Below are 13512 nucleotides of genomic sequence, written 5' to 3'. Positions count from 1 at the left end.
GCTACGGCCCGGCAGGCCTGACCGGCTGGGCGGTGAAATCCGTCGCCCGCCGTCCGCTGAAGATTATTTTGGCCTGGGCGCTGGAACCGCTTATCCGACGCGTGCTGCGGGGGGCGACGGCGCGCTGGAACAAGCCCTGAACGTCGCGGCTGTGCTATTCTGAGCCGCCGGCCTTAAGGATACTGACCAATGAAACGACTTCAAACAGAACTGCTTTCGTTAATGAACCGGGGCGCAGATCGCCATTTGCGCCTCGCCGTCACCGGCCTGAGCCGCAGTGGCAAAACGGCTTTTATCACCTCGTTGGTCAATCAACTGCTTAACGTCAATGCGGACGCGCGCCTGCCGATGTTTTCCGCTGCCCGGGAAGGTCGCCTGTTAGGCGTCAAGCGCGTGCCACAACGCGATATGGGTATCCAACGCTTTACCTATGATGAAGGGCTGTCGCAGCTTTATGGTGAGCCGCCCGCCTGGCCGACGCCTACGCGTGGGGTAAGCGAAATGCGCCTGGCGCTGCGCTATCGCTCGCAGGCTTCTCTGCTCCGCCACTTTAAAGATACCTCTACGCTGTATCTTGAAATCGTCGACTATCCGGGTGAATGGCTGCTGGATCTGCCCATGCTGGCGCAGGATTATTTCAGCTGGTCGCAGCAGATGACGGGCTTATTGAACGGCGATCGCGCCCTTTGGTCGGCCCAGTGGCGTCAGCTTTGTGCGGATTTGGATCCGCTGGCCCCTGCGGATGAAAATCGACTGGCGGAGATCGCGGCGGCGTGGACCGATTACCTGCATAAATGCAAACAGCAAGGGCTGCATTTTATCCAGCCTGGCCGTTTTGTCCTGCCAGGCGAAATGGCCGGTGCGCCCGCCCTGCAGTTTTTCCCCTGGCCGCAGGCGGAAGAGGTGAGCCTCTCCAGGCTGGCTCAGGCCGATGCCAACAGCAATATCGGCATGCTGCGCGCGCGCTACCACTACTATTGCCAGCACGTGGTGAAAGGTTTCTATAAGGATCATTTCCTGCGTTTTGACCGACAAATCGTGCTGGTGGACTGTCTACAGCCGCTCAACAGCGGGCCGCAGGCTTTTAACGATATGCGGTTGGCTCTGACGCAGCTGATGCAAAGCTTTTCCTATGGGCAGCGCACGCTGTTCCGCCGTCTGTTTTCCCCGGTGATCGATAAGCTCCTGTTTGCCGCCACCAAATCCGATCACGTCACCAGCGATCAGCACGCTAACCTGGTTTCGCTTTTGCAGCAGCTGGTGCAGGACGCCTGGCAGAATGCGGCTTTTGAAGGGATTGATATGGAGTGCCTGGGGCTGGCGTCCGTGCAGGCGACCCAAAGTGGTCTGGTCGATCATCAGGGCGAAAAAATACCGGCGCTGCGCGGCCATCGGCTGGCCGACAATGAGCCGCTGACCGTTTATCCGGGCGAGGTACCGCCGCGCCTGCCGGGTAACGCATTTTGGCAGCAACAGGGATTTCATTTTGAACAGTTCAGGCCCCAACAGGTGGATGCGGACAGGCCTTTGCCCCATATCCGCCTGGATGCGGCGCTGGAATTTCTACTGGGAGATAAACTGCGATGAACGCACCGCTTAAACCGCGTATCGACTTTACGCAGCCGCTGGCGGCAGAAAAAAGTGACGCCATCAAAGCGGCCAAACACTTCACGCCGCAGGAGCCGAGCTTTATTGTTGCAGAACCGGAGCCGCTCGTGGAAGAGGAGGGTGCGGGTGAAAAAGCGGTTGAGACGGCGCTACTGCGCCCCAAACGCAGCCTGTGGCGGACGCTGGTGAAAACCGGCCTGGCACTGTTTGGCCTGAGCGTGGCGGCCCAGGGCGTGCAGTGGACTTATCACGCGTGGCAGGCGCAGGACTGGATCGCCCTTGGCGGCAGCGCGGCAGGCGGGCTGATCGTGGTGGCCGGCGTCGGTTCCCTGCTGAGCGAATGGCGGCGGCTTTACCGGCTGCGTGAACGGGCTGAAGAGCGCGATATCGGCCGCGAACTGTTAAACAGTCACAGCATGGGCAAGGGTCGCGAATTCTGTGAAAGGCTGGCCCGTCAGGCCGGGCTGGATCGGGCTAATCCGGCGCTGCAACGTTGGCACGCCTCGCTGCACGAAACGCATAACGATCGCGAAGTCGTGGCGCTCTATGCACAGATAGTGCAGCCAGTACTGGATAACCAGGCACGACGTGAAATCGGCCGCAGCGCCGCCGAATCCACGCTAATGATCGCCGTCAGTCCGCTGGCGTGGGTAGATATGGCGTTTATCGCCTGGCGCAACCTGCGCCTGGTGAACCGCATCGCCGCCCTGTATGGTATCGAATTGGGCTATTTCAGTCGCCTGCGCCTGTTCCGACTGGTGCTGCTGAATATCGCGTTTGCGGGCGCTTCTGAGCTGGTCAGAGAAGTAGGCATGGACTGGATGTCGCAGGATATTGCGGCACGCTTTTCCGCTCGCGCCGCGCAGGGGATTGGCGCAGGTTTGCTGACCGCGCGGCTGGGTATCAAGACGATGGAGCTGTGTCGTCCGCTGCCCTGGCTGGAAGGCGACAAGCCGAAACTGGGTGATTTCCGCCGCGATTTGGTGGTGAAACTGAAAGAGACGTTGCAGAAGTAAGCAACTGTCAACTTTTCCTTCCAGAACGCTTCTGACCCCTATGGCAATGAGGTATTATTATTGTCCGCCCGGAATTGATAAAGGTTTATACATGCGCCTGGAGGTCTTTTGCCACGACCGACTTGGTCTGACCCGCGAACTGCTTGATCTACTGGTTGAAAGGAATATCGACCTGCGCGGCATCGAAATCGCCCCAATCGGCCGCATTTACCTTAATTTTTCAGCGGTGCCTTTCGAACAGTTCAGCCAGCTGATGGCGGAAATACGTCGTATTCCCAGCGTCACCGACGTGCGAACCGTGGCGTTTTTGCCTTCCGAGCGTGAGCATCGGGCACTGAGTGCCCTGCTAATAGCGCTGCCGGAACCGGTGTTCTCCATCGATATGAAAAGCAAAATTGAACTGGCCAATCCTGCGGCTCAGGCGCTGTTTTCGCTTAACGAAGAGAAAATGCGCAACTATGGCGCAGGCGCGCTGATTAGCGGCTTTAATTTTCAGCGCTGGCTGGAAAACGAACGCATCGAGCCGCAGGCGCATCACGTGGTGTTACAGGGACGCGACTTCCTGATGGAAATCACCCCTATTTTTACCGCAGGCGATCGCGAGCAGGCTGACCGGCCGGCCGGGGCCGTGGTCATGCTTAAGTCGACCGCTCGTATGGGGCAACAGCTGCAAAACCTGGCGGTCAATGACGACAGCGAGTTCCAACATATCGTGGCGGTTACGCCCAAAATGCGGCAGGTAGTGGACCAGGCGCGCAAGCTGGCGATGCTTGACGCGCCACTGCTGATTGTCGGCGATACCGGCACCGGCAAAGATATGCTGGCACGCGCCTGCCATTTGCGCAGCGCACGTGGCAAAAAGCCTTTCCTGGCGCTGAACTGCGCCTCGCTGCCGGATGATGTGGCGGAAAGCGAGCTGTTTGGTCATGCTGCCGGTGCCTATCCCAACGCGCTGGAAGGCAAAAAAGGCTTTTTTGAGCAGGCTAACGGCGGCTCGGTGCTGCTGGACGAAATAGGCGAGATGTCGCCAAGAATGCAAACCAAGCTGCTGCGCTTTTTGAACGACGGCACTTTTCGCCGCGTAGGGGAAGAGCATGAGGTGCATGTAGATGTGCGGGTAATCTGCGCCACGCAGAAAAACCTGACGGAAATGGTGCAGCGCGGCGAGTTTCGTGAAGATCTTTTCTATCGGCTGAACGTGCTGACGCTGAACCTGCCACCGTTGCGCGATCGTCCTCAGGATATTCTGCCGCTGACAGAAATGTTTGTTGCCCGTTTTGCGGATGAACAGGGCGTTGCCAGACCTAAACTTTCTCCTCAGCTTAACGCTTTTCTCAGCCGCTATACCTGGCCTGGTAACGTGCGCCAGCTAAAGAACGCGCTTTACCGCGCGCTGACCCAGCTGGAAGGCTACGAACTGCGGCCGCAGGATATCGTTCTGCCTGAGTTCTCAATAGATATTCAGCTGGGCGAGGAGGCCATGGAGGGATCGCTGGATGATATTACCAGCCGCTTTGAGCGCTCGGTGCTGACCAAACTTTATCTCTCTTACCCCAGCACGCGTAAGCTGGCGAAACGTCTTGGCGTCTCGCATACCGCTATCGCCAACAAGCTACGGGAATACGGTCTGAGCAAAAAGGCGGACAGCGAAGGGAAATAGTTAAAAAGCAGAGTCTCGGCTCTGCTTTTCACTTAAGTGCAGCGAAAGGACCGGCTAATACAGAGCAACGGCCCTGTTCGTATCGTCATTAAAAATGAAATTGCAGCAGAGTTAAAAAATTCGGCAATTTTACCTGGGCCTACTGGTGTTGGAAAAAAAGAGTATGTTGCTCTCTTTTATGCCACAACTTATCCGGAAGAGTGGGTGAAATACTATTACGAAAATAATGTGCAGCGCACAGAACCGGCCGTCAGTACCGCCCTGAAACGGCTGACGCCATTTGCATGGAATGAACAAATCAAGGCGGAAAATTACCCTCACGTCAGCTATCTGCTAAAAAAAGCGGCGCAGCACAATATCAGAGGAGGCTATACGTTTGTTCTCCATGACTACAATAATCATCTGGCAATGCTGTCACTACTTATTAATAAAGACGTGACCGAAGAAATTCACTTCTTGTTTAGTTTTACCAGAGTCGGCTGAATTTATTTTTGGCCGCCGTGCATGAAAAATACCTTTCTCTGACTTTATCGCCCAGGGCCAGCCGCGCTTTTCACGACAAGAGAAAATGCGATTCTTTACCAGGCGAGCGTGGGTAAGACGTATGAGGAAAACGGGTTAATACCGGGCATCAGAATAACCACGGTTAAATTTCATAGGGCGAATACAGTGAAAAGGTGGGGGGGGGACCAACGCCAGGCAGTTTGTTTGGGCATGGAACTTAAGCGGGTAAAGCCGGTGCAATAATAAAAGAGGCCGGTCGGCGACCGGCCAGGCAAATTACTTCAGTACGGCCAGTGCAGCATCATAGTCCGGCTCGGTCGCGATTTCATCGACCAGCTGGCTGTGGAGCACTTTATCCTGCTCATCCAGTACTACTACCGCGCGTGCCGTCAGCCCGCGTAGTGCGCCATCATTCAGCGCGACGCCATACTCTTCTTTAAACGTCTCGCCACGCAGAGTAGAGAGCGTGACCACATTGTTCAGTCCTTCCGCGCCGCAAAAGCGCGACTGGGCGAAAGGCAGATCGGAAGAGATGCACAGCACTACCGTATTCTCTACCTTTCCGGCCAGCTCGTTAAATTTGCGCACCGAGGCGGCGCATACGCCGGTATCAACGCTGGGGAAAATATTTAACACCTTGCGCTTGCCCGCATAGTGAGAGAGCGAAACATCAGAAAAATCTTTGGCTACCAGCGTAAACGGCTTCGCGGTCTGGCCCGGCGTCGGCAGTTCGCCTGCTACGGCGACGGGATTACCCTGAAAATGCACGGTCTGAGTCATAAATTTTCCTTATTAACGCGGTAAACGGATGTCTGAGTGTAAGCTATGGCGTCAAACTCCAACAGCGCTAAACACAACATTTCCCGCTTTATTGTCAAAATCCGCCTGGAATGGCTATGGTGTGAAGAGAATCATTGCTCTGCCAAAAGGAACCCTTAATGAGAAGTGTCAAAGTCTGGCCGGAAACCTGGCCGTTGCGCGCGCCTTTTGTTATCGCACGCGGTGGCCGCAACGAAGCGGGTGTATTGGTCGTTGAGCTGGAAGAAGAAGGCATTACCGGTACCGGCGAAGCCACTCCCTACGCGCGATATGGTGAAACAGCGGCATCTGTACAGGCGCAAATTACGGCGCTAGCCAGAGAGCTGGAGCAGGGCATGACGCGCGAACAGCTACAGCATGCGCTACCGGCTGGCGCGGCGCGTAATGCTATCGACTCTGCACTGTGGGATCTGGAAACGCGCAAGGCAAATAGCGATCTCTGGCGAATGACGAATATCACACGTCCCGAGGTGGTGGAAATGGCCCAGACCATCAGTATTGACTCGCCGGAAGTAATGGCGAACGGTGCGCTGGCGCTGTGGCAGAACGGCGCAAAAGTATTAAAAATCAAAATGGATAACGCGCTGATCACGGAACGGCTCGTGGCGATCCGCACAGCCGTGCCGGATGCCACGCTGATTGTCGATGCTAATGAGTCCTGGCACAGCGAAGGCCTGGCAGCACGCTGTCAGCTGCTGGCAGATCTGGGCGTGGCTATGCTCGAACAGCCGTTGCCAGCGGCAGACGACGCGCTGCTGGCGAACTTCATCCACCCGCTGCCGATCTGCGCTGATGAAAGCTGCCATACGCGCGAGAGTCTCTCCCGGCTGGCCGGGCGTTACGAAATGATTAACATCAAGCTCGATAAAACGGGCGGTCTGACCGAGGCGCTGGCGCTGGCTGCCGCCGCTAAAGCGGCCGGACTGGAAGTGATGTTGGGCTGTATGCTGTGCACTTCCAGGGCCATCCGTGCCGCGCTGCCGCTGGTCGATAGCGCTCGCTTCGTCGACCTCGACGGGCCTACCTGGCTGGCACAAGATATCGCCGCTTTACCGTTCCGCTGCGGTAAAATTGCACTTTCAGAAAGTTTTACTTAATAACTCCACCAGTGCGGTCAGATATTTTTCGCTGGCCTCGTCTGCGGAAACTGGCGGTAATTCGGCCGTGACCACCGGCAGGCCCAAATCGGCACACCAGCTGCCGAACGAGCCTGGCGTGGCATAGCCGACGGAAGTGACCAGCGGCAGGTGCATCTCTTCTGCCAGCCAGCGGCCCACTTCGCTGTTGAGAGGATCCTCGATACAGGCCAGCGGCTCATGAAAACTCACTACCCAGGCGGGATTGAGCTGGTGGATAAGTGCGCACAACGCCTGGGTTTCAGGTTCAGAACCGGCTTTTTCACCTGTGGAAAGCGTGACGTCCCGTTCATTAGCCATGCTGTTCCAGCGATAGACCGTCTCGCCTGGCTGCCAGTTAGCGGCAGGAAAATTACGGTTCAAATCCACGCCGCGAGCATTGGCCCGCAAGCCAAGCTGACAGCCATCGGGATTGACCGCCAGTACCACATGATGGCGCCGGTGCATTTCATGCAGTGTGCGCATTGCGCAGGAAAGCGTAATGACTGCCGCCGTCTCGTCGCCGTGCGTGCCGGCCAGGATTAGCCCGCTGGCATCGTCCGCCTTTGGTGCAGGAAACCAAAGCAGGGGGGCGCCCAGCACACTGCTGCCATAGCGCAGGCGATCGGCGTTTAGCTTGCCGCGTCGGGGCCGTGGGTGATGTTGAGGCATGGTGACTCCAGAGGATTGGTCTGAATACTTTTTATAGCAGACCTGGCGCGCTGAAAGGAGGATGTTTTCCGTGTTGTGAAGTGGCGAGCCGGAAAATGCTGTAATTATCACAATCAGTTGCGCTAAAGTTCCCTCTACATTCTGTTGCCCTGACTGAGGTATCCTGATGAGGATCGCTTTTCGTTATCCATTAACGCTGCTGGCCCTGAGCGTTAGCGCTTCCCTTTGCGCTGCAGAGGTGCCGCCCGGTACCGAACTGGCCGCTCGCCAGGAAATTGTTCGTCATATCAAAGATGAGCCCGCTTCACTCGATCCTGCAAAAGCGGTCGGTCTGCCGGAAATTCAGGTTATCCGCGATCTCTTTGAAGGATTGACCAGTCAAAACGCGCAGGGCGACAGCGTGCCGGGCGTGGCAACGCAGTGGCAGACAACCGACAACAAAACCTGGATTTTTACGCTGCGTCAGGATGCCCGCTGGTCAAACGGCGATCCGGTGACCGCCAGCGATTTTGTCTACAGCTGGCGGCGGGTGGTCGATCCGAAAACCGCCTCGACTTTCGCCTGGTTTGCCGATCTGGCCGGTATTGCTAACGCGGCCGCCATCACCCGAGGCGAAATGACGCCCGATAAGCTGGGCGTCAGCGCGCTGGATAATCACCGGTTAAAGGTGACGCTGGACAAGCCCGTGCCGTATTTTGTCAGCCTGACGGCTAATTTCAGCCTCTATCCGGTGCCACAAAAGGTGGTCGACCAGCAGGGAGCGGCCTGGACGCAACCAGGCCAGTTGGTGGGTAACGGCGCGTATAAATTGCAGGAAAGGGTGGTGAATGAAAAGCTGGTGCTGGTGCGTAACGATCGCTATTGGGATAACGCACACAGCGTCATCAACAAAGTGACCTTTGTGCCCATCAGTGAGGAGTCGAGCGCAACCAAACGTTACCGCGCGGACGATATCGACATTACCGAATCCTTCCCTAAGAATATGTATGGACTGCTAAAAAAACAGATCCCTGCCGAAGTTTATACGCCCGACCAGCTGGGCACCTATTATTACGCTTTCAACACGCAAAAAGGCCCCACGGCGGATGTTCGCGTCCGTCAGGCACTTTCGTGGAGCATCGATCGACGCATCATTGCGGAGAAGGTGTTAGGGACGGGTGAGAAACCGGCCTGGCATTTCACGCCTGATGTTACCCATGGTTTTAAGCCGCAACCGGGTTTCCTACAGCAGCATTCCCAGGCGGAGCTGGATGCCCAGGCAAAAACCCTGCTGGCGGCGGCGGGCTATGGACCGACGCACCCGCTTAGCCTGACGCTGCTGTATAACAGTTCTGAAAACAACCAAAAAATTGCTATCGCCGTGGCTTCCATGTGGAAGAAAAACCTGGGCGTTAACGTCAAGCTGCAGAACCAGGAGTGGAAAACCTATATCGACAGCCGTAACACTGGCCGTTTCGATGTGATCCGCGCCTCCTGGGTGGGGGATTACAACGAACCCTCCTCTTTCCTGAGCCTGCTGACCGCCAGCCACAGCGGCAATATTTCACGCTTTAAAGAGGCAGCCTACGATGATTTGCTGGCTAAAGCGAGTCGGGAAACCGACGGCGAAATGCGCAATCAGGCTTATAATCGGGCAGAGCAAATTCTGGCGGATCGGGTGCCTGTTGCTCCGCTTTACCAGCTCTCCAACGGTCGTCTGATTAAGCCCTGGGTGAAAGGTTACCCGATAACCAATCCGGAAGATGTGGCTTACAGTCGGATGCTTTATATCATTAAGCACTAAGACAGCGCCGACGCTGCTGCGTCGGCCATAGCCGGGTGGTCCTGCACGCTGTTTAACGTTTGATAAACCCGCTAATCATGCAGCTGCTTGACGCATTATTATCCGGTTGGTAAAGGATAATAGTGGACAGTGAATCCCGTTATCAGGTGCTTTATGATTAAAATCGTGACGCTGTTTTCTTTGATCGTGCTGTTATCCGGCTGCGCGTTAAAGCAGTATCCTTCTTCGCCGTCGGTCAGCGAAGTACAAAAAACCACTATGGACTGCCCGGCCGTGCAAAAAGAAATCGCCAGCCAGCAACAGGTACAGCAGCAGATTGATAAAACCGGGCAATTTAACGGGCTGACCGTGCTGGGCTTTATAGGTGACTTTGGCATCGGTAACGGCGTGGCAAAAAGCCTGGCGCAGAAACATGCCGATCAGCGGACGATGCAGTTAAAACAGCTGGAAAAAATAAAGTGCTCTTCCACGCAAGCGAGTTGAAAAAGCGAATTACGAGAGATCTCACCGTTTCACTACACAATGCTTGAGCTACCCCTGCAATGATCCTGGGTAGCGGCTGGATTGCCACTGCTTCGCTGCAGGCAAAACCTGACATCGGCGCAATCCGATCGTCAGGTTTTTTTATTTGTGGGTCACTAAATGGATATTATTAAAATACTCAATAACAACGTGGCGATAGTGCTGGATGAGCAGGGCAAAGAGCAGGTTGTAATGGGACGCGGGCTGGCCTTTCAGATGCGGCCATAACGCCAGGAAAGGGCGTAAAAATACCCGCAACGATATTGATAAAAAGATTAAAAAAGACAGCTTTGCCGGAGCGGCAGAAGAGTGCTCCCCTTCGCTCAGAAGCACCTGATAAACATCTCCAACGTGATTGCCGATCGCCACCTGATACTGTCCGCCGCTCTCCACGACAGTAATAACCCCTGGATTTTGTTTCAGAGAAGTCGTATCGGCCAGCGCTGCGAATTTAAGCCTGAAGCGCAGCCGGGTCGAGCAGTGCACCAGCGATACGATATTTTCCCGGCCGCCCACGCCCTGCAGAATGTGTTGGGCCAGCTCCTGATAATTCATAAAACGCTCCCCGCATCTTCACCTTAATTGAAAAAAACCAAAAAAAAACCTGAACCGCTTATTTGCATGCCCGGGGCGAAAATAAGCGGTTCAGGTTTTGCCTGCGTATACAGTGACAACCTGATTAGCGTTAAGGTTAATTTCTTAAAGGTGAACAAATAACAAGCGTCGGCTGCGGGTTGATGCCTGAATCCTGAAGCGGAGCGGATTTAATTTGCGAAATGACAAACTTTTTAACATCTGCCGTCATAAAGGCAGTTTTGCATTGGTATTCACGCAGGCTAGACTGTACCGCATTGATTATGCTGCGAGGAGCGGTTGTGGAAAGCATAGCAGGCAAGGCCCTACAGGTATCGGACGCCATTATTTCCTGCCAGTTGGATGGAAAGGGCGGACTGATCCCGATTGAAGATAAAGACGTAATTCATTGTGACAAGCCTTGCTGGCTGCATCTTAATTATACCCACCGGGAAAGTGCAGAGTGGCTGATGTCCACACCACTGATCCCGGACGCCGTACGCGACGCGCTGGGCGGCGACAGTATGCGTCCGAGAGTCAATCGACTGGGCGATGGTACGATGATTACGCTACGCAGCGTCAACCTGAACAGCGAATCGCGCCCTGATCAGCTGGTAGTGGTCCGGGTTTTTATTAATGACCGACTGATTGTTTCTACCCGCCAGCGTAAGGTTTTTGCTATCGATGAAGTGCTGACCGATCTGCAAAACGGCAACGGGCCGGTTAACGGCGGCAGCTGGCTGGTGGACGTATGCGACGCCCTGACCGATCACACCAGCGAATTTATTGAGGAGTTGCACGATAAAATTATTGAACTGGAAGATGCCGTCGTCGATCAGCAGGTGCCACCAAGAGGTGAACTGGCGCTGATCCGCAAGCAGCTGATTATTATGCGGCGCTATATGGCACCTCAGCGTGATGTGTTTTCGCGCATCGCCAGTGAAAGGCTGCCGTGGATGAGTGACGATGACCGGCGACGGATGCAGGATATTGCCGACAGGCTGGGGCGCGGGCTGGACGATCTGGACGCCAGCGTGGCGCGTACGGCAGTACTGGCGGATGAAATCAGTACGGTGATGGCGGAAGCCATGAACCGTCGTACCTATACCATGTCGCTGTTGGCAATGGTGTTTTTGCCGACCACGTTTCTTACCGGACTGTTCGGCGTTAACCTGGGGGGCATCCCGGGCGGCAGCTGGCGCTTCGGTTTTGCCACCTTTTGCTTTTTGTTAGTTGCTCTGGTGCTGGGCGTTGCCTGGTGGTTACGTCGCCGTAAATGGTTGTAATTTATCGCCACTCTGCCGTGATAAAGCGCAAAAAGGGGCAATAAAGCTGATCGATATCAATAAAAGCAGGGGGCGGCTGGGGCAAACTCTTTATCGCAGGTGAATGCAACGTCAAGCGATGGGCGTTGCGCTCCATATTGTCTTACTTCCTTTTTTGAATTACTGCATAGCACTTTTAATTCGTACAGGCCGACGTAAGTCGGCTTTTTTTTATCCGTTTGCCAGCGCTGGCGAGGGTGCCTATGCTTACAGTTCACCTTAAGTTCGAGGAGGAAGATATGCTGTCCGACGACGTAATGGATACACCAAGAGCTTCCGATCCGGTACCGACCGATCCCGTACCGATTCCCGATCCTATCCCACCACCGCAGCCTCTGCCCGATCCGCCGCCTGATATGCCGGATCCGATTACCGATCCGCCGCCGCACATGTAGCATGGCCAGGCCGGTTAATATAACCGGCCTTTTGTTGGCTGCTGACGGAAGCGGTCCGAATATTTCCACCTCTGCTAAAAACCCGTATAATCCGCGACAGTCCAAAGCCCAACCAGGAAATCCGCCGCCGGTTTGTCCGTTCGGTGTAATAAGTATTTATGAATCAGATTGATACAAGAAAAGATACGCTCGAATTTAACAAGCTGCAGAAGCGTCTCAGAAGAAATGTCGGTAACGCCATCATTGATTACAACATGATTGAAGAAAACGACGTGGTGATGGCCTGCATGAGCGGAGGAAAAGACTCTTTTGCTATGCTGGATATTCTGCTGAGCCTGCAAAAAGTCGCGCCCGTGAAGTTTGAGGTGGTGGCGGTAAACCTTGATCAGAAGCAGCCCGGTTTTCCCGAGCATATTCTGCCAGCGTATTTCGAGAGCCTGAACATCCCTTACTACATTGTGGATAAGGACACTTACTCCGTCGTAAAAGAAAAAGTCCCGGAAGGCAAAACGACTTGTGGTCTGTGCTCAAGGCTGCGCCGCGGTACGCTCTATTCTTTTGCCGAGCGGATCGGCGCCACTAAAATCGCACTGGGCCACCATCTTGACGACATTGTGGAAACCCTGTTTCTGAACATCTTCCACGGCGCGCGCATGAAAGCGATGCCGCCCAAGCTACGTTCTGACGATGGCCGAAATGTGGTTATCCGCCCGCTGGCCTACTGCCGCGAAAAAGATCTGATTGCCTATTCTGAACAAAAAGACTTCCCTATTATCCCGTGCAACCTTTGTGGCTCGCAGGAAAATCTGCAGCGCCAGGCAATTAAAGCGATGCTTGCAGAATGGGATAAAAAAGAGCCGGGCCGCGTAGAGAGCGTCTTCAAATCGCTGCAAAACGTCAGTCCGAGCCAGCTGGCAGATCGCAATCTGTTCGATTTTGTCAACCTGCCGCTGGATCGGGAAGGCGAAAGAGAGGAATACGCTTTTACCGAAGCGACGGTATCCTCTACCAATATTGATAAAGCAATGTTTATCGACGTCACTAATATCTGAGTGAACAGGGGAAGCATTTCCCCTGTGCCTTGCTGTGCAGCCTGTCAGTCAGGCTGCATTCTTCAACCCTTTCCCCGGCGAAAATCATTGCCTTTCCGACAGGCTAAATCGTGCCAGTTGTTAATATCAGGTTATTTAATTAATCCTCTCCTGAAAAATAATGTTATTTATGATGCAATATCAGCCCCTTTTTTTGTGCAGAAACGCACAGAGAAACACTGTTGTTTTTTTGAACTTCGTTGTTACTTTATGAACTAACTTAATGCAGTCCACCATTTAATACTGAAAGGAGTCTGTATGTATCAGGTTGACTATAATAGTTATCGTTCAGTGAAAAGTTTCAATCGACGCGTGCGCTTTCTGGTTATGCACTATACTGCCGAAGATTTTATCTCATCAGTGAGAACCCTGACCGGTACTACGGTTAGCGCGCATTATCTTGTTCCGGACCCTGCGGAAAAAAGTTAC

The 13512-nt window shown here is 54.4% G+C and carries 13 protein-coding genes and 3 pseudogenes; 13 read left to right on the top strand and 3 right to left on the bottom strand.

Annotation, left to right across the window (positions count from 1 at the left end; all coding sequences use genetic code 11):
* The 5 genes from RTK32_RS10105 to RTK32_RS10085 all read left to right on the top strand — a co-directional run.
* Nucleotides 1-140, top strand: a 140-nt coding sequence (locus RTK32_RS10105) for a phage shock protein PspD (RefSeq protein WP_312043559.1), incomplete at its 5' end; no start/stop codon positions are given.
* Between the two features lie 49 nt (nt 141-189).
* Entirely contained in the window at nt 190-1587 is a 1398-nt protein-coding gene (locus RTK32_RS10100) for a YcjX family protein (protein WP_312043557.1), read from the top strand.
* A complete protein-coding gene (locus tag RTK32_RS10095; protein WP_312043555.1) occupies nt 1584-2624 on the top strand; it encodes a TIGR01620 family protein in 1041 nt (346 codons plus the stop codon). Before RTK32_RS10100 ends, RTK32_RS10095 begins: the two co-directional genes overlap by 4 nt.
* 91 nt (nt 2625-2715) lie before the next feature.
* On the top strand, nt 2716-4284 hold the full coding sequence (tyrR, locus tag RTK32_RS10090) for a transcriptional regulator TyrR (RefSeq protein ID WP_312043553.1): 1569 nt from the start codon (nt 2716-2718) through the stop codon (nt 4282-4284).
* A gap of 36 nt (nt 4285-4320) precedes the next feature.
* Nucleotides 4321-4767, top strand: coding sequence for an autoinducer binding domain-containing protein (locus tag RTK32_RS10085; RefSeq protein WP_312043551.1), 447 nt, complete (start codon nt 4321-4323; stop codon nt 4765-4767).
* Between the two features lie 297 nt (nt 4768-5064).
* On the opposite strand, the gene tpx is transcribed toward RTK32_RS10085, so the two are convergent.
* Complete coding sequence (gene tpx, locus RTK32_RS10080) at nt 5065-5568, bottom strand: thiol peroxidase (protein WP_253453915.1); 504 nt, start codon at nt 5566-5568, stop codon at nt 5065-5067.
* Nucleotides 5569-5726: 158 nt separating this feature from the next.
* On the opposite strand from tpx, the gene ycjG reads away from it, so the two are divergent.
* Complete coding sequence (ycjG, locus tag RTK32_RS10075; RefSeq protein ID WP_312043548.1) at nt 5727-6704, top strand: L-Ala-D/L-Glu epimerase; 978 nt, start codon at nt 5727-5729, stop codon at nt 6702-6704.
* Here the strand turns inward: ycjG and mpaA are convergent.
* Nucleotides 6687-7394: a murein tripeptide amidase MpaA gene (gene mpaA, locus RTK32_RS10070; RefSeq protein ID WP_312043546.1), complete on the bottom strand. Its 708-nt coding sequence runs from the start codon at nt 7392-7394 to the stop codon at nt 6687-6689. The two genes, ycjG and mpaA, sit on opposite strands and share 18 nt — an antisense overlap.
* A 166-nt stretch (nt 7395-7560) precedes the next feature.
* On the opposite strand from mpaA, the gene RTK32_RS10065 reads away from it, so the two are divergent.
* The 3 genes and pseudogenes from RTK32_RS10065 to RTK32_RS10055 all read left to right on the top strand — a co-directional run.
* A complete protein-coding gene (locus RTK32_RS10065; RefSeq protein WP_312043544.1) occupies nt 7561-9177 on the top strand; it encodes an ABC transporter substrate-binding protein in 1617 nt (538 codons plus the stop codon).
* 153 nt (nt 9178-9330) lie between these two features.
* A complete protein-coding gene (locus RTK32_RS10060; protein WP_312043542.1) occupies nt 9331-9660 on the top strand; it encodes a hypothetical protein in 330 nt (109 codons plus the stop codon).
* 159 nt (nt 9661-9819) lie between these two features.
* A pseudogene (locus tag RTK32_RS10055) lies at nt 9820-9921 on the top strand (CAT RNA binding domain-containing protein); the annotation flags it as partial.
* Between the two features lie 264 nt (nt 9922-10185).
* Here the strand turns inward: RTK32_RS10055 and RTK32_RS10050 are convergent.
* Nucleotides 10186-10254: pseudogene (locus tag RTK32_RS10050) on the bottom strand (hypothetical protein); the annotation flags it as partial.
* A 320-nt stretch (nt 10255-10574) separates the two neighbouring features.
* Here RTK32_RS10050 and zntB point away from each other — a divergent pair.
* The 4 genes and pseudogenes from zntB to RTK32_RS10030 all read left to right on the top strand — a co-directional run.
* Nucleotides 10575-11558, top strand: a complete 984-nt coding sequence (zntB, locus tag RTK32_RS10045; protein WP_312043540.1) for a zinc transporter ZntB — start codon at nt 10575-10577, stop codon at nt 11556-11558.
* 242 nt (nt 11559-11800) lie between these two features.
* A complete protein-coding gene (locus tag RTK32_RS10040; RefSeq protein WP_312043538.1) occupies nt 11801-11992 on the top strand; it encodes a hypothetical protein in 192 nt (63 codons plus the stop codon).
* Between the two features lie 158 nt (nt 11993-12150).
* Nucleotides 12151-13044, top strand: a complete 894-nt coding sequence (gene ttcA, locus RTK32_RS10035; RefSeq protein WP_312043536.1) for a tRNA 2-thiocytidine(32) synthetase TtcA — start codon at nt 12151-12153, stop codon at nt 13042-13044.
* 297 nt (nt 13045-13341) lie between these two features.
* Nucleotides 13342-13512, top strand: a pseudogene (locus RTK32_RS10030) (N-acetylmuramoyl-L-alanine amidase); the annotation flags it as partial.

This window comes from Erwinia sp. (genome assembly GCF_031978025.1).
Taxonomy (GTDB): Bacteria; Pseudomonadota; Gammaproteobacteria; order Enterobacterales; family Enterobacteriaceae; genus Erwinia.
This window is presented reverse-complemented; position numbering and strand designations above follow the sequence as displayed.